14 protein-coding genes are annotated in these 15,616 nt (G+C 72.2%); 8 read left to right on the top strand and 6 right to left on the bottom strand.

Annotated elements, in window-relative coordinates; all coding sequences use genetic code 11:
• The first annotated feature begins 31 nt into the window (after window positions 1-31).
• The 3 genes from groL to Ae505Ps2_RS10120 all read left to right on the top strand — a co-directional run bounded on the left by groL (window position 32) and on the right by Ae505Ps2_RS10120 (window position 4,044).
• On the top strand, window positions 32-1,720 hold the full coding sequence (groL, locus tag Ae505Ps2_RS10110) for a chaperonin GroEL (protein WP_075553577.1): 1,689 nt from the start codon (window positions 32-34) through the stop codon (window positions 1,718-1,720).
• Between the two features lie 92 nt (window positions 1,721-1,812).
• Window positions 1,813-3,000: an amidohydrolase family protein gene (locus Ae505Ps2_RS10115; RefSeq protein WP_139318839.1), complete on the top strand. Its 1,188-nt coding sequence runs from the start codon at window positions 1,813-1,815 to the stop codon at window positions 2,998-3,000.
• Window positions 3,001-3,030: 30 nt separating this feature from the next.
• Window positions 3,031-4,044 (top strand): ABC transporter substrate-binding protein, encoded by a 1,014-nt coding sequence (locus Ae505Ps2_RS10120; protein ID WP_084786243.1) that lies wholly within the window; start codon window positions 3,031-3,033, stop codon window positions 4,042-4,044.
• Window positions 4,045-4,143: 99 nt separating this feature from the next.
• On the opposite strand, the gene Ae505Ps2_RS10125 is transcribed toward Ae505Ps2_RS10120, so the two are convergent.
• The 4 genes from Ae505Ps2_RS10125 to Ae505Ps2_RS10140 form a co-directional block, all read right to left on the bottom strand.
• Window positions 4,144-5,289: an MFS transporter gene (locus Ae505Ps2_RS10125; RefSeq protein WP_075553578.1), complete on the bottom strand. Its 1,146-nt coding sequence runs from the start codon at window positions 5,287-5,289 to the stop codon at window positions 4,144-4,146.
• A gap of 212 nt (window positions 5,290-5,501) precedes the next feature.
• Window positions 5,502-6,140: an MBL fold metallo-hydrolase gene (locus tag Ae505Ps2_RS10130; protein WP_075553579.1), complete on the bottom strand. Its 639-nt coding sequence runs from the start codon at window positions 6,138-6,140 to the stop codon at window positions 5,502-5,504.
• Complete coding sequence (locus Ae505Ps2_RS10135; RefSeq protein WP_075553580.1) at window positions 6,140-7,228, bottom strand: S-(hydroxymethyl)mycothiol dehydrogenase; 1,089 nt, start codon at window positions 7,226-7,228, stop codon at window positions 6,140-6,142. Before Ae505Ps2_RS10135 ends, Ae505Ps2_RS10130 begins: the two co-directional genes overlap by 1 nt.
• Window positions 7,229-7,411: 183 nt before the next feature.
• Window positions 7,412-8,023 carry a hypothetical protein gene (locus tag Ae505Ps2_RS10140; protein ID WP_075308612.1) on the bottom strand — a complete coding sequence of 204 codons (612 nt, stop codon included), beginning with the start codon at window positions 8,021-8,023 and terminating at the stop codon, window positions 7,412-7,414.
• A 139-nt stretch (window positions 8,024-8,162) separates the two neighbouring features.
• Between Ae505Ps2_RS10140 and Ae505Ps2_RS10145 the strand changes: the two genes are divergently transcribed.
• The gene (locus Ae505Ps2_RS10145) at window positions 8,163-9,332 is read left to right on the top strand and encodes a fumarylacetoacetate hydrolase family protein (protein WP_075308610.1); all 1,170 of its coding nucleotides are present in this window, start codon (window positions 8,163-8,165) and stop codon (window positions 9,330-9,332) included.
• A gap of 5 nt (window positions 9,333-9,337) precedes the next feature.
• Here Ae505Ps2_RS10145 and Ae505Ps2_RS10150 read toward each other — a convergent pair whose 3' ends face one another.
• Together Ae505Ps2_RS10150 and Ae505Ps2_RS10155 are read right to left on the bottom strand one after the other, a co-directional pair.
• On the bottom strand, window positions 9,338-9,775 hold the full coding sequence (locus tag Ae505Ps2_RS10150) for an acyl-CoA thioesterase (protein WP_020627548.1): 438 nt from the start codon (window positions 9,773-9,775) through the stop codon (window positions 9,338-9,340).
• Between the two features lie 29 nt (window positions 9,776-9,804).
• Entirely contained in the window at window positions 9,805-10,587 is a 783-nt protein-coding gene (locus Ae505Ps2_RS10155) for a MerR family transcriptional regulator (RefSeq protein WP_075308608.1), read from the bottom strand.
• A 176-nt stretch (window positions 10,588-10,763) separates the two neighbouring features.
• On the opposite strand from Ae505Ps2_RS10155, the gene Ae505Ps2_RS10160 reads away from it, so the two are divergent.
• The 4 genes from Ae505Ps2_RS10160 to Ae505Ps2_RS10175 all read left to right on the top strand — a co-directional run.
• Entirely contained in the window at window positions 10,764-11,984 is a 1,221-nt protein-coding gene (locus tag Ae505Ps2_RS10160; protein WP_198932122.1) for an acetyl-CoA C-acetyltransferase, read from the top strand.
• 32 nt (window positions 11,985-12,016) lie between these two features.
• Window positions 12,017-14,194 carry a 3-hydroxyacyl-CoA dehydrogenase NAD-binding domain-containing protein gene (locus Ae505Ps2_RS10165; protein ID WP_020627545.1) on the top strand — a complete coding sequence of 726 codons (2,178 nt, stop codon included), beginning with the start codon at window positions 12,017-12,019 and terminating at the stop codon, window positions 14,192-14,194.
• Between the two features lie 174 nt (window positions 14,195-14,368).
• Window positions 14,369-15,001, top strand: a complete 633-nt coding sequence (locus tag Ae505Ps2_RS10170; RefSeq protein ID WP_233147405.1) for a DedA family protein — start codon at window positions 14,369-14,371, stop codon at window positions 14,999-15,001.
• Between the two features lie 165 nt (window positions 15,002-15,166).
• The coding region (locus Ae505Ps2_RS10175; protein ID WP_139320238.1) for an ATP-binding cassette domain-containing protein at window positions 15,167-15,616 on the top strand (450 nt) is incomplete at its 3' end.

The raw sequence follows: 15,616 nt of genomic DNA on the forward strand, positions 1-15,616 counted from the left end.
CCTGGACCGACTCTCTCCGGGAGGACCCACCATGGCCAAGGAACTCCGCTTCGGCGCCGAGGGCCGTCATCTGCTGCAGGCCGGCGTCGACCAGCTGGCCGAAGCCGTCAAGAGCACGCTGGGCCCCAAGGGCCGCAACGTCATCCTGGAGAAGATCACGGGCTCGCCCGAGGTCACGAACGACGGCGTCACCATCGCCCGCGAGATCCACCTGCGCGACCCCTTCGAGAACATGGGCGCCCAGCTGGTCAAGGAAGCGGCGGTCAAGACCAACGACACGGTCGGCGACGGCACCACCACCGCGACCGTCATCGCCCAGGCGATCGTCAAGCAGGGCATGAGCGCCATCGAGGGCGGCGGCAACCCGGTGCTGGTCAAGCGGGGCATCGACATCGCGGTCAACGCGCTCGTCGACCGCCTGCAGACGGTGTCGCACCCGGTCAGCACCGAGGAGGACTACGCCCGCGTCGCCTCCATCTCGGCCAACGACGACTACACGATCGGCGGGGTCGTCGCGAAGGCGCTGCACACCGTCGGCGACGACGGCGTCGTCACCGTCGACGACACCCCGCTGCCGGGCGTCTCGGTGGACTTCGTCGAGGACTTCGAGTTCGACAACGGCTACGTCTCGCCATACATGGTGACCAACCCCGGCACGCTCGAGGCGATCGTCGACGACCCCTACATCCTCTTCACCGCGCACAAGATCAAGGACGTCCAGCAGATCATGCCGGTGCTGGACCGGATCATGCGCAACGACCGGCGCCCGCTCGTCATCGTCGCGGAGACGGTCGAGGGCACCGCCCTGCAGATGCTGGTCCACAACCACGTCAACGGGCACTTCCAGGCCGTCGCGATCAAGGCGCCCGGCTTCGGCGAGAAGCGCATCCACCTGCTGGAGGACATGGCCGCGCTCTGCGGCGGACAGGTGCACTCCAAGAGCTCCTCGTTCTCGCTCGAGCAGATCGACGTCGAGCACCTGGGGCGCGCCGTGCAGGTGCGGGTCACCAGCGAGGGCACCACGATCATCGGCGGTGGCGGGGACAAGCAGAAGCTGGAGTACCGGCTGTCGCAGCTGCGCGCCGAGCTGGCCCGCGCGACCATCGGCACCGACGAGGACTTCTTCTCCGACCGCATCGCCCGGCTGTCCGGGAAGGCCGCGATCATCTCGGTCGGGGCACCGACCAACGCCGAGGCCCGCGAGATCCGGCATCGCGTGGACGACTCGCTGCAGGCGACCCGGGCCGCGGTGGCCGAGGGCATCGTCGCCGGTGGCGGCGCGGCGCTGCTGCACGCCGAGCCCGCCCTGGACGAGCTGGACGTGACCGGGGACTACCGGATCGGCGTCGAGATCGTCCGGCAGGCGCTCACCGAGCCCGTGCACCTCATCACCTCCAACGCGGGCTACGACGGCGACGAGGTGGTCAAGCAGGTCACGACCATGGGCGTCGACGAGGGCTTCGACGCCCTGGAGGGCCGCTACGGGGACATGGTCGAGATGGGCATCATCGACCCGCTGCGGGTCGTGCGCTCCGCCCTGCAGAACGGCGCCTCGGTCGCCGGGCTGATCCTCACCACCAACTCCCTGGTGGCCGAGGAGGTCACGCCCTGGAACAAGGCCCTCATGACCGAGTTCGGCCAGCTCGACGAGGGCATCCCGCAGCCCAGCCCGGACTCGAGCACACCCCAGTCGATGGGGCTCGGCCCGTCGGTCGGGTAGGTACCGGCCAGCCCGGTCACAGGGAACCCAGGGGAGCGGCCCGGCACGCGCTGCGCGTGCCGGGCCGCTCCGCGACAGTGGAGGTGGTCGTCGTGGACCGGTGCTGCCCAGCGCCCCCGGGGCGTGGTGGTCTCCCGGCGGTCGTCGACGCCCAGGTGCACGGCTGGGACGGCAGGCCGCACAACCAGTCGGGCCCGGCGGGGGAGCAGTTCGTCGCCGACCTGCTGCACCGCCACCGGATGGTCGACCCCTCGCCGCGGCCGCTGTCGGCGGACGCGTTCGAGCTGGTCACGCCGCAGGCACTGGCTGCGCACGTGCTGTCCGCGGTGGACCGCGCGGTGCTGGTCCCTGCCGGGTTCGAGGACCTGTTCGTTCTCGGGTTCGCCGCGCCTGCCTGGCACGCCGAGCTCGCCGCCGAGCACCCCGGTCGGCTCGCGCTGGCCGGCGAGCTCGATCCCGCCGACCGGGCCCGTGCCCGTGGCATCGGCGCCCGGGTCGGTCGCGACGGTCTGCGCGCGCTGACCGTGCTGCCGGCCCGTCGTCCGGAGACCGCGCTGTCCCTGCGGGCACCGTGGCTGCGACGGACCCTGATCCGGGCGGAGCAGGCCGGCGCCGGGGTGGTCCACATCGGGGTCGCACCGACCGCGCGACCGTCGCGCGCGGCACCGGACTGGGCGCACGCGGGCGTCGTCGCCGAGGGGGAGGCGGCTCCGCGGCCCCGGTGGCCGGAGTGGGCCGAGCCGGTCCGCGCCGGGTCCGCCCTGCCGGTCCGGGTGCGCAGCGCGGGGCCGCTGCCGGCCGGGGCCGTCGACGTCACCGAGGTCGCCGCGCTGGCCACGGCCCTGCCCAAGATCCGGTTCGTGGTGGGCGCCGCCTGCGCCCCGACCGCGTCGCTGATCCGGCTGGCCCGCGTGCCCAACGTCTACGTGCTGCTCACCGACCTGCTGATCGCGTTGCGGCGACACCGGGTGCCGGCCGCGGAGGCGCTCGGTGAGCTGCTGGCCGCCTACGGCCCGGACCGGCTGATGTTCGGGAGCGGCTACCCGCTGGTGCGTCCGGCGCGGCTGATCCGCGACCTCATGACCTTCCGCTATCCCGACGAGCTGCGCGGACGGTTTCCCGAGCTCGACGACGACGTGCGCGCCGCCCTGCTCGGCGGTACCGCAGCGCGGGTGCACGGGTTCGACCTCGGCTGCGCCACGCCCCGCACCGGCCCGCGCCGCAGGGGCGCGCTGAGCCCACCTGAATGCAGCACAGGCAAGCCTAAGTTCGTGTCCTAGCATTCCGCCGGACGAGCGGAAGGAACGGACATGGGACTGACCCGGCGACAGATGCTCCTGGGGACGCTGGCAGCGGCCGGTGGCGCCGCCCTGGCGGGGTGTGGCGGGGGCGGCAGGTCGGAGACCGGCACCGGTGCCGCGACGGGGAGCGCCGGATTCCCGGTGACGATCGAGGGCAAGCTCGGCGCGGCGACGATCCCACAGGCCCCGCAGCGCGTGGTGTCCGTGGGCTACACCGACCACGACGCGATCCTCGCGCTCGGGGTGGCGCCGGTGGCGGCCCGCTACTGGTACGGCGCCGAGAAGGTCGTCGTGCAGCCGTGGGCCCAGGCGGCCGCGCAGGCGGTGGGCGCGGCACCGGCGGTCCTGAACATGTCCTCCATCGAGCCCGAGAAGATCGCAGCACAGCGCCCCGACCTGGTGATCGGCCTCTACTCCGACCTCGACGCCCAGAGCTATCCGGTGGTGAGCGCCGTCGCGCCGACCGTCGGGCCACCGCGGGGGTTCGACGACTACGGCGCACCGTGGCAGGAGTACACCCGCGAGACCGGGCGGGCGCTGGGCAAGGAGGCCGAGGCCGAGAAGCTGGTCGCCGACCTGGAGGCCAGGTTCGTCGCCGCCCGCGACGCCGATCCACAGTGGAAGGGGCGCTCGGTCGTCGTCGCGAGCCGCAGCGCGGACAAGATCAGCGTGTTCTCCTCGCAGGACCCCCGCTCACGGTTCTTCACCGAGCTGGGGTTCACCGTGCCGCCGCGGATCGACCAGCTGGCCGCAGGCAAGTTCTACACCGAGTTCAGCTTCGAGCAGGCGAGCGAGCTCGACCACGACCTCATCGTCTGGGACCAGCTGTCGTTCACCCCCGGCGGGAAGGCGACGGTCGTCGGGGATCCGCTGCTGTCGCGGTTGCCCGCGATGCGCGACGGGCGCACCGTGTTCCTGGAGGGGGCCACCGAGCTGGCCTTCGCCTGGCAGACCGTGCTCAGCCTCCCGTCCGTGCTCGACGCGGTCGTCCCCGAGCTGCAGCGGGCGATTCCGAAGGCCTGACCCGCTCCCGTCGGGGTGGGGCGTGCCCCGGCCCCGGGGGCCGCCCTGCCACGCGACGCTCCTGCCGGTGGCGTCGCTGCGGGGTCCTCGTGGCGGTGGTCAGGCGCGACGACGGCGGACGGCCGGGGTGAGCAGGAACAGCACCGCGGCCGTCGTGCCGAAGGCGGCGGCGAAGCCGAAGGGCTCGGCGATCGCTCCCAGCCCGGTCGCCCCCAGGCCGGTCCCGGCGTCGTAGGCGATGTTCCAGACGGCGCTCGCCGGGCCGTACTGCAACGGCCCGGCGGCGGCGAACAGGGCGACCATGGCGTCGTTCTGCACGAGCCCGAACCCGGCGCCGACAGCGGCCGCCCCCGCCACCAGCAGGACCGACGCGAACGGAGCGGTGAGCACCCCGAGCAGCCCGACCGTGGCGCACGCGGTCCCGACCGGCAACAGGGCCCCGGGACGTCCGCTGCGGTCGGTGAGGGTGCCCGCGACGCCGCGGCCGAGCAGCGCCCCGAGCGCGGTGGCGAACAGCGCAGCGGGCACCGCGACCGTCGCCCCCGGCGCGACGAGCGGGGCGAAGGTGATCACGCCGCCCTGCGCGGTGGAGCAGCCCAGCATCGCGAGCACCGGCGCGGCGGGGAGTCGCCTGCGGGTCGCGCGGGGGTGCGGGACGGCGTCGTCGCGGCGGGGTGCGGGGGCCCGCCGGGGCCCGCGCACGAACGCCACCACCAGCGCCCCGGCGACCGGGGTGATCCCGGCGAGCAGGAACACCCCGGTGAACCCCAGCGCGTCGACGACCGCGACGCCCGCCGGCAGGAACAGCAGCTGGGGCAGGCCGACCGCGTAGCCGTAGCGCGCCGCCGCGCGACCGTGTGCGGACGGCTCGACCAGCTCCGCGACGAGCGCGCTCCCGGCGACCGTGGCCATCCCGAACCCGAGCCCACGGACGGCGGAGATCGCCAGCACCGGACCGAGGTCGGCGGTCAGCGCGAGCAACGGCGTCGGGAGGCCGAGCAGCAGTGACCCCACGACCAGCACCGGACGGTGCCCGACCCGGCGCAGCATCGCGGGCACCAGCAGCTGGGTGCCGACGGTGGCCGCCATCAGTACGCCCGTGCTCAGCCCCGCTCCGAACTCGCCGGAACCGCCCCGGGACACCCACAGCGGGACGACCGGCAGCAGCAGGGCGTACCCGCCGAACGCGAGCGCGGTCGAGGCGAGGAGCAGACGGAACGGGAGCGACGACAGCGAGCGGGGCACGCCCCACCGTGTCAGACGCACGCGTCGCGGCGCGTCCCGCGCCCCGGCTCCACGCTGCCCCTCGTCCCGCGCTGTCCGCTCGACCGCTCGCCGAGATGCAGCTCAGCGGGATCCGTGGCTCGTCCGAGCCCGCTGAGCTGCGTCTCGGTGTAGGAACCGCTGCGGCCCGGTCCCTGGGTGTGAGGGGCCGGGCCGCAGGTGGGGGTGTCGGGTCAGGATCGGTTGCGGATCCATTCGTCGAGGTGGGGTGCTTCGTCGCCGATGGTGGTGGGGTCTCCGTGTCCGGTGCGGACGCGGGTGTCGGCGGGGAGGGTGAGCAGGGTGGTGCGGATGGATTCGATGATGGCGTCGAACGATGAGTAGGAGCGTCCGGTGGCGCCGGGTCCGCCGTGGAACAGGGTGTCGCCGGTGAAGACGATGCCGAGTTCGGGTGCGTAGAGGCAGGACGAGCCGGGGGAGTGGCCGGGGGTCTGCAGCACCCGTAGGTCGATCCCGCCCGCGGTCAGGGTCTGCCCGTCGGCGAGTTCCTGGTCGGGTGTGCGGTCGGGCCAGGTCATGTCCCACAGGACGTGTTCGGCGGGGTTGAGCAGGATCGGTGCGTCGAAGCGGTCGGCGAGGGTGGGTGCTTGGTTGATGTGGTCGTCGTGGGCGTGGGTGCACACGATGGCCTTCACGGTGCGGTCGCCGACGGCGTGGGTGATGGCGTCGGCGTCGTGGGCGGCGTCGATGACGAGGACTTCGTGGTCGTCGCCGATGATCCAGACGTTGTTGTCGACGTCGAAGGATCCGCCGTCGAGGTTGAAGGTGCCGGAGGTGACGACGTGGTCGATGGGGGAGTCGGTCGGGGCCATCAGAGGATCACGACCGATCGGAGGACGTCGCCGGCGTGCATTTTGTCGAAGGCGGTTTCGATGTCGTCGATGCTGATGGTTTCGGTGACGAATTTGTCGAGGGGGAGGCGGCCTTGGAGGTAGAGGTCGATGTAGGTGGGGAAGTCGCGTGAGGGTAGGCAGTCGCCGTACCAGGAGGATTTGAGGGCGCCGCCGCGGCCGAAGTAGTCGATGAGCGGGATCTGGGGGGCGTGCAGGTCGGGGGTGGGGACGCCGACGAGGACGACGGTGCCGGCGAGGTCGCGGGCGTAGAAGGCCTGTTTGTAGGTTTCGGGTCGTCCGACGGCGTCGATGACGACGTCGGCGCCGTTGCCGTCGGTGACAGACTGGATGAACTCGACCGGGTCCTGTTCGGTGGCGTTGACGGTGTGGGTGGCGCCGAACTCTTCGGCCCACTTGAGTTTCCGCGGGTCGGTGTCGACGGCGATGATGGTGGTGGCGCCGGCGAGTGTGGCGCCGGCGATGGCGGCGTCGCCGACGCCGCCGCAGCCGATGACGGCGATGGAGTCTCCGTGCCCGACGCCGCCGGTGTTGATGGCGGCGCCGAGGCCGGCCATGACGCCGCAGCCGAGGAGGCCGGCGGCTTTCGGGTCTGCGTCGGGGTTGACCTTGGTGCATTGTCCGGAGTGGACGAGGGTCTTCTCGATGAAGGCGCCGATGCCGAGGGCGGGGGACAGTTCGGTGCCGTCTTCGAGGGTCATCTTCTGTGTCGCGTTGTGGGTGTCGAAGCAGTACTGGGGCTTGCCCTTGTTGCAGGCGCGGCACTGTCCGCAGACCGCGCGCCAGTTGAGGACGACGTAGTCGCCGGGGGCGATGTCGGTGACGCCGTCGCCGACGGTTTCGACGATGCCGGCGGCTTCGTGGCCGAGGAGGAAGGGGAACTCGTCGTTGATGCCGCCGAGTTTGTAGTGCAGGTCGGTGTGGCAGACCCCGCAGGCCTGGATCTTCACCACGGCCTCACCGGGGCCGGGATCGGGGACGATGATCGTCTCGACGGTGACCGGCTCACCCTTGGCCCGGGCCACGACGCCGCGTACCTGCTGTGCCATAACTCGTACTCCCACTCGTCCTCGATGCCGTCCGCTCGGGACGGATGCTCGGATGGCGACTCTGGCATGGGTGACCGGACGGTGCCAGGTCGGCTCCGGCTCTGCAACAGGTGTTTCGGCATGTGGGGGAACAGAACGGCCCCGGCCCACGGATCGCGTGGGCCGGGGCCGTCCCGGGTGGGCTCAGAAGTCGAAGTCGCCGCCCATGTCGAACCCGCCGCCGTCGTCGAAACCGGGGTCCTCGGCGGCCGGCTCCTCGGCCGGGGGCTCCTCGGCCGCGGCCACGTCCTCACCGGCACCGGCGTCGTCGAACATCGCTCCCGCGATCGCCGTGCCGATGAAGGCACCGGCGACACCGGCCAGCAGCGACCCGGCGATCATGCCGCCCATGCCGGGCGCACGGCCGCCGCCGAGCGACCGCTCCATGGTGCCGGGGTTGCGCATCTCCGCGCGGGTCGCCATCCGCGCCAGCTCCTGCGGATCGGTCGAGCGGGCCCGCTCGGCCTCGGGCACCTGCCCGCCGACGTCCTCGAGCACCTTCTGCCGCTGCTCGGGCGTCAGCTTCGCGAACGCCTCCGCGTGCGCCTGCTCCACCTGCTCGGGCGGTGCGGTGCGGAGCATGTAGCGGTAACGCTCGATCGCCTGCTGGTCGGGGTCCTGCTGCTGCGGTGCCGCGCCGAAGCCCTGCTGCGGCGTCGGGCCGGGCCCCTGCGGCCCAGCACCCCCGAAGCCCTGCTGCGGCTGTGCCTGCGCGCCTCCGGTGAGGCGCTCCTTGAGCTTGTCGAGCAGACCCATCTGCGGGTGTCCTCCTGCGTTCCGGTTCGAGTCCGGTTCCCGCCCGATCCGGACGGACCGGGCACACCGGTCGTAACGTGCGACCGTCACGGTGAGTTCCCCGCCCGCGCCGTCGCCGCATCGCCTACGGTCGGGGACCGTGACGACCGCGCCGCCGCCCGTTCCCGCCCTCGCACTCGGCGCCGTCGCCGGGAAGGGACGCCCCGGCGGCTCCCGCATCGCCTGCCCGCTGCCCGACGGCGGTCTGCTCGACGTCGGCTCGCTCGCCACCGCGCAGCGCGGCCCGTACCCGGACCTGCTGACCGCGCCCGACCTGACCCGGCTGCTCGACGCCGGCGCCCCGGCCTGGCGCGAGGTCGTCGAGTGGCTGCGCGAGTGGCGCGCGGACCACGAGCGGGCCGCCGCGCACCGCCTGCCCGACGAGGGGCTGGTCCCGGTGCTGCCCTTCGCCGTCGCCGACTACGTCGACTTCTACGCCTGCGAGCAGCACGCGCGGAACGCCGGTCTGATCTTCCGCCCGGACGCCTCGGACCCGCTCACCCCGAACTGGCGACGGATGCCGGTCGGGTACCACGGCCGCTCCGGCACGGTCCGGGTCACCGGCACCCCGGTCGCGCGTCCGTCGGGACAGCGTGGGCCCGAGGACTTCGGCCCCTGCGCCACGCTCGACTTCGAGGCGGAGCTCGGCTTCGTCCTGGGCGGACCGGTACCGGGACCGGTCGGGATCGACGACGCCGCCGACCACGTCTTCGGCGTCGTGCTGCTCAACGACTGGTCCGCCCGCGACATCCAGTTCTTCGAGTCCCGCCCGCTCGGCCCGCACCTGGGCAAGTCGTTCGCGACGTCGATCTCGGCCTGGGTGACCCCGCTCGACGAGCTGTCCGCGGCCCGGGTCCCGCTGCCCGTGCACGATCCCGCGTCGCTGCCCTACCTCACCCCGACCGGCCCCGCGCTCGGCCTGGACCTCGACCTCGCCGTGCACCTCAACGGCGAGCTGATCGCGTCCCCGCCGGCGAGGGACCTGTACTGGTCCCCTGAACAGATGGTGGCCCACCTGACCTCGGGCGGGGCCGGGCTGCGCGCCGGTGACCTGCTCGGCTCGGGCACGATCTCCGGTGCGGAGCGCGGGGAGTTCGGCTCGATGCTGGAGCTGTCCTGGAACGGCCGTGACCCGGTCGCGCTCCCCGGTGGTGCCTCACGCGCCTGGCTGGAGGACGGCGACGAGGTCGTGATGACCGCGACCGCGCCCGCCCGCGACGGTGGCAGGATCGCCCTCGGCGAGGTCCGCGGCCGGATCCGCGGCACCTGACCGGATCAGGGCCGCAGCGGCATCAGCGGCTCGGGATCGCCGAGCGCGTTGTGGATCAGCGCCGGGATCTCCTGCTTGCCGCTGCCGTCGACGGCGATCACCACGTAGACGGTGCGGCAGTCGCAGGTGACGGTGCGCTCGCCCGTGTCGTCGAGGGCGCGGACCTGGAAGTCGAGCGCGAAGCTGGTCCGGCCGATCCGCGCCGTCGACACCGCGACGACGACGTCCTCGCCCCACCCGACCCCGGCCCGCCAGTCGAGTTCGGTGTGGACGAGCTGGATGTCGTAGCCGGCGTCGAGCATCGCCCGGTAGGTGAGGCCGCGGTGCTCGAGGAACTCGGTCATCGCCTCGTCGAACCAGGCGAGGTACCAGGCGTTGAACACCACACCCTGGGCGTCGACCTCGTGGTAGCGCACCCGGACCGGGAACTCGAAGTTCGCCATGGACCGATGCTACGACCGCCCTGTCGCGCTCACCCCTCCTGACGGTCGGCCGTGGCGCGACCGGAGTCGACGCGTTCGCGGATGGCCCGGTTGACCGCCCGCCCGAACGCGGCGACGACGCCCTGCACGGTGATCGGCTTGAGCCGGGAGAACGCGGCGGCCAGCCGTCGTCGCTCCTCGGCGGGGCGGCCGCGGTCCCGGTAGGGCTGCAGGACCTCCTCCTGGAACAGCGTCATCAGGTCCTCCGCGAGCGCGGAGGTGTGCCGCTCGATGAGGTCGTGCGAGCGCTTCCACAGCTCCGGCGGCAGGCCCGCGTCCAGCGCCTGCAGGGCCGAACCGAGCGCGACCATCCCGTGCAGCCGCACGGAGTCCGGTCCCGCGTCCGGCAGCCGGGTCAGGGCGCCGAGCTGCTCCAGGGTGGTGACCTCGTCGTCGGACAGGCGACGCCCGGCGCGGCGGTCCAGGCCGGCGCGGTCGAGCTCCTCGTCGACCTCGGGCAGCCAGGGGGTGAGCAGTGCCCGCTGCAGGGCCAGCTCCTCCGGCGCGGTCTCCAGCGGCACCTGTTCCAGCTGCCGCTCGATGGCGGCCAGTGTGAACCCGAGCCCGGTGAGCTCGCCGATCAGCTCCAGCCGGGCGCGGTGCGCCGCGTCGTAGAGGCCGGTGCGGCCCCGCAACCGGGGCGCCGGGATGAGCCCCTTGCCCGCGTAGAAGCGGATGGTGCGCACCGAGATGCCGGTCCGCTCGGCGAGCTGGTCGACGGTGAGCAGCTCGGGGGAGCCGTCGTCGCTCGAGGCATCGGTGGCGGCGGACATGACCGCAGGTTACGGGCCGGGCGTCCTATGCGACAGTGGTGGTGTGACATGGTCGCTGTCACGTTCTTCGACGGCCGTCTTGACCCATGTGACAGTGCTGCTGTAACAAAAGCTACTAGTAAGTAGGGGCAGTGCCGCCCGGCCGCCCCGGCGCCGACCACCCACGAGAGGTTCGGATGAGCGAGATCCCCGAGGCCTACATCTACGACGCGATCCGCACACCCCGCGGCCGGGGCAAGGCCTCCGGTTCGCTGCACGAGGTCAAGCCGATCTCGCTGGTGACCGGCCTGATCGACGCGGTCCGCGAGCGGAACCCGCAGCTCGACACGAACACCATCGACGACCTGGTGCTGGGTGTCGTCTCGCCGATCGGCGACCAGGGCGGTGACATCGCCAAGACCGCCGCGATCGCGGCCGGGCTGCCCGACACCGTCGCCGGTGTGCAGCTCAACCGGTTCTGCGCGTCCGGCCTGGAGGCCGTGAACACCGCGACCCAGAAGGTCCGCTCCGGCATGGAGGAGCTCGTCCTCGCCGGTGGCGTCGAGGCCATGAGCCGCGTGCCGATGGGCTCCGACGGTGGCGCCTGGGCGATGGACCCCGACACCAACTACCGCACCGGCTTCGTGCCCCAGGGCATCGGCGCCGACCTCATCGCCACCATCGAGGGCTGGTCCCGCGAGGACGTCGACACCTTCGCCGTGGAGTCGCAGACCCGTGCGGCCAAGGCGTGGGCCGACGGCCGCTTCGCGAACTCGATCGTCCCGGTCAAGGACCGCAACGGGGTGACCGTCCTCGACCGCGACGAGCACATCCGGGCCGGCGCGACCGTCGAGACGCTCGGTGGGCTCAAGCCGTCGTTCGAGATGATGGGCCGCGACGGCGGTTTCGACGCGGTGGCGCTGCAGAAGTACCACTGGATCGAGAAGATCGACCACGTCCACCACGCGGGCAACTCCTCCGGCATCGTCGACGGCGCCGCGCTGACCCTGATCGGCACCGAGGCGGCCGGGAAGGCCAACGGCCTGACCCCGCGGGCCCGGATCGTCGCCACCGCGCTGTCCGGCGCGGACCCGACCATCATGCTGACCGGCCCGGCGCCCGCCGCGCGCAAGGCGCTGGCCAAGGCCGGGCTGTCGGTCGGCGACATCGACCTCTTCGAGATCAACGAGGCCTTCGCGGCCGTCGCGCTGCGTTTCATGCGCGACATGGACATCTCGCACGACATCACCAACGTCAACGGCGGCGCCATCGCCATGGGCCACCCGCTGGGCGCCACCGGCGCGATGATCCTCGGCACCCTCGTCGACGAGCTGGAGCGCCGTGACCTGCGCCGCGGCCTGGCCACGCTCTGCGTGGGCGGCGGCATGGGCATCGCCACCATCGTCGAGCGCGTCTGAATCTCCCGGAATCTCGGAAGGACTGAACAGCAGTGAGTGAGCAGAAGGCCGTCCGCTGGGAGAAGGACGCCGACGGCATCGCCGTCGTCACCCTCGACGATCCCGCCAGCAGCGCCAACACCATGAACGACGCCTACCGCGACGCCATGCGGGAGGTCGTCGACGACCTGGTGAAGCACAAGGACGACATCGTCGGTGTCGTCATCACCTCGGCCAAGAAGACCTTCTTCGCCGGCGGGAACCTGGACCAGCTCATCGCGGCCGGCCCCGACGACGCCGAGCAGATCCTCACGATGGTCGCCGAGGTCAAGGGCCAGCTGCGCACGCTGGAGACCTTCGGCCGTCCGGTCGCGTCCGCCCTGGTGGGCGCGGCGCTCGGCGGAGGCCTGGAGATCGCGCTGGCCACCCACCACCGGGTCGGCGTCGACGCGAAGGGCGTGGTCTACGGCCTGCCCGAGGTCAGCCTCGGCCTGCTGCCCGGCGGTGGCGGCGTCACCCGCGTCACCCGCATGCTGGGCATCGCGAACGGTTTCATGAACGTCCTCGCGCAGGGCCAGCGGCACAAGCCGGCCAAGGCGCTGGAGCTGGGCCTGATCGACGAGCTCGCGGCCACCCGCGAGGAGGCGTTCGACAAGGCCCGCGCCTGGGTGCTCGCCAACCCCGAGCACACCACCCAGCCCTGGGACCGGCCGAAGTACAAGATCCCCGGCGGCACGCCGTCGAACCCGTCGCTCGCGTCGATCCTGCCCGCGTTCCCGGCGAACCTGCGCAAGCAGCTCAAGGGCGCGCCGATGCCGGCGCCGCGCAACATCCTCTCCGCGGCCGTCGAGGGCAGCCAGGTCGACTTCGACACCGCGCTCAAGATCGAGGGCCGCTACTTCGCGGAGCTCGTCACCGGCCCGGTCGCGAAGAACATGATCAAGGCGTTCTTCTTCGACCTGAACGCGATCAACGGCGGCAAGTCCCGCCCCAGCGCGCCGGAGAAGTGGCAGCCCACCAAGGTCGCGGTGCTCGGCGCCGGGATGATGGGTGCTGGCATCGCCTACGTCTGCTCCCTCGCCGGCTGGGAGGTCGTCCTCAAGGACGTCTCGAAGGAGGCCGCCGAGAAGGGCAAGGCCTACTCCCAGGGGCTGGTCGAGAAGGGCGTCGCGCGCGGCAAGACCACGCAGGAGAAGGGCGACGCGCTGCTCGGCCGGATCCTGCCGACCGACGACTACGCCGACCTCGCCGGCTGCGACGTCGTCATCGAGGCCGTGTTCGAGTCCGTGGAGCTGAAGCAGGAGGTGTTCCGCGAAGCCGCGAAGTACATCAACGCCGACGCGCTGCTGTGCTCGAACACCTCGACGCTGCCGATCACCGAGCTGGCCAAGGGGGTCGACCGTCCGGACGACTTCATCGGTCTGCACTTCTTCTCGCCGGTCGACAAGATGCCGCTGGTCGAGATCATCAAGGGTGAGCGGACCGGCGACGAGGCACTGGCCAAGGCGTTCGACCTGACCCTGGGGATCAAGAAGACCCCGATCGTCGTCAACGACTCCCGTGGGTTCTTCACCAGCCGGGTCATCGGCACCTTCATCAACGAGGGCGTCGCGATGATCGCCGAGGGCATCGACCCGCAGACGATCGAGCAGGCGTCGTCGCAGGCCGGCTACCCGGCCCCGGTGCTGCAGCTGATGGACGAGCTGACCCTCACGCTGCCGCGCAAGATCCGCGAGGAGACGAGGAAGGGCGTCGAGGCCGCCGGCGGCACCTGGACCCCGCACCCGTCCGACCCGGTGATCGACCGGCTCGTCGACGAGTTCGACCGCAAGGGCAAGAGCTCCGGCGCCGGGTTCTACGAGTACGAGAACGGCAAGCGCACCCGCCTGTGGCCGGGCCTGCGCGAGCAGTTCGGTGCGACGAACCACGACGTCGACCTGCACGAGCTGTCCGAGCGCATGCTGTTCATCGAGTCGATCGAGACCGTGAAGTGTGTCGACGAGGGCGTGCTGACCACCGTCGCCGACGCCAACATCGGCTCGATCTTCGGCATCGGCTTCCCGGCCTGGACCGGTGGCGTGCTGCAGTACATCGAGGGCTACCCCGGTGGCCCGGCCGGCTTCGTGGCCCGTGCCGACGAGCTCAAGGCCAAGTACGGCGAGCGCTTCGAGGTCCCGCAGTCCCTGCGTGACCGCGCGGCGAAGGGGGAGTCGGCCACCGCGGCCGCCTGATCCCGTCCGACACCGACCCCCGCCGGCCCCTCGCCGGCGGGGGTCGGTGCGTTCCGGATCCGCCGCGCGCCGTTCTCGCCGCGCTGCTCGTCGGTCGAGCGGATCCGGCCCGCCCGTCGGGACCGGTCGAACCGGACCAACCGGGCGATCTGATCTTCAGGCACCATGGGGTGCGTGACGCAGTGGGTGTTCGACATCGTGGACCGGCTCGGCGCCGCAGGCATCGGGTTGCTGATCTTTCTGGAAAATGTGATCCCCCCGATCCCGTCGGAGGTGATCCTCCCGCTGGGCGGCTTCCGCGCCTCGACCGGCGCGATGAGCCCCATCGGCGTCTGGGCGGCGGCCACGATGGGGGCCGTCGCCGGTGCGCTGGTGCTCTACGCGCTGGGGCACTGGCTCGGCTACGAACGGGTGCACCGGCTGTGCGGCCGCCGTTGGTTCGTCGTCTCCAGCCAGAAGGACCTGGAGAAGGGGCTGGCCCTGTTCGAGCGCTGGGGGAACTGGTTCGTCCTCGGCGGGCGCTGCATCCCGATCGTGCGCAGCCTCATCTCGATCCCGGCCGGGATCGCCCGGATGCCGCTGCTGCGGTTCACCGCGTTGTCCGCGATCGGCAGCGGTGTCTGGAACGCGCTGTTCGTCTACCTCGGCTTCGCGCTCGGTGAGCGCTGGGAGGTCATCGAGGTCTACATGTCGCCGATCAGCAAGGTCGTCGCCGTGCTCGGCGCGGCGGTGATCGTGTGGCTGGTCGTGCGGAAGCTCCGGCAGCGCCGCAACCGCGACGCCGCGGTGTCGACCGGGACCGGCTGAACGCGCCGAGCCGACGCCCGGCTGCGCCGAACGGGTGATCTCGACAGCCCTGCGTACCGCCCCCGCCACGGGCCGTACCGCCGTGCCACCGCCGGCCCGGACGGCCGCGCCGCTGTGCGAACCTGATCGTCACGCACGCGGGAGACGAGCGGTGGAGGTGGTCGGGTGCGCCTGGTCGGGATCCACCACACCCACCCGTCGGGGGCGGTCGCGCTGCGCGGCGCCGACCTCGACGTCGACCCGGCCGTGCCGACCGTCGTGCGGGGCGGCAACGGGGCGGGCAAGTCCACGCTGCTGCGGATCGCCGCCGGCGCGCTCGCCCCGACCGCGGGTGAGGTCGAGGACGTCCCCGAGGTCGTCGGCTACCTGCCCGACCGCTTCCCGGCCGCTCGCAAGCTGACCCCGCGACGCTGGCTCGACCACATCGCCCGAGTGCGCGGCGTGGACGTCGACGACGCCGCCGACCGAGCCGATGAGCTCCTGACCGAGCTCGGGTACGACGGCGACGACGACGAGCCGATGGCCGACCTGTCCACCGGCAACGCCCGCAAGGTCGGGCTGGTGCAGGCGCTGGCCTGCGAGCCGGGGCTGCTCGTGCTCGACGAGCCCTGGAAC

This window comes from Pseudonocardia sp. Ae505_Ps2, from assembly GCF_001932425.1.
Classification (GTDB): Bacteria; Actinomycetota; Actinomycetes; order Mycobacteriales; family Pseudonocardiaceae; genus Pseudonocardia.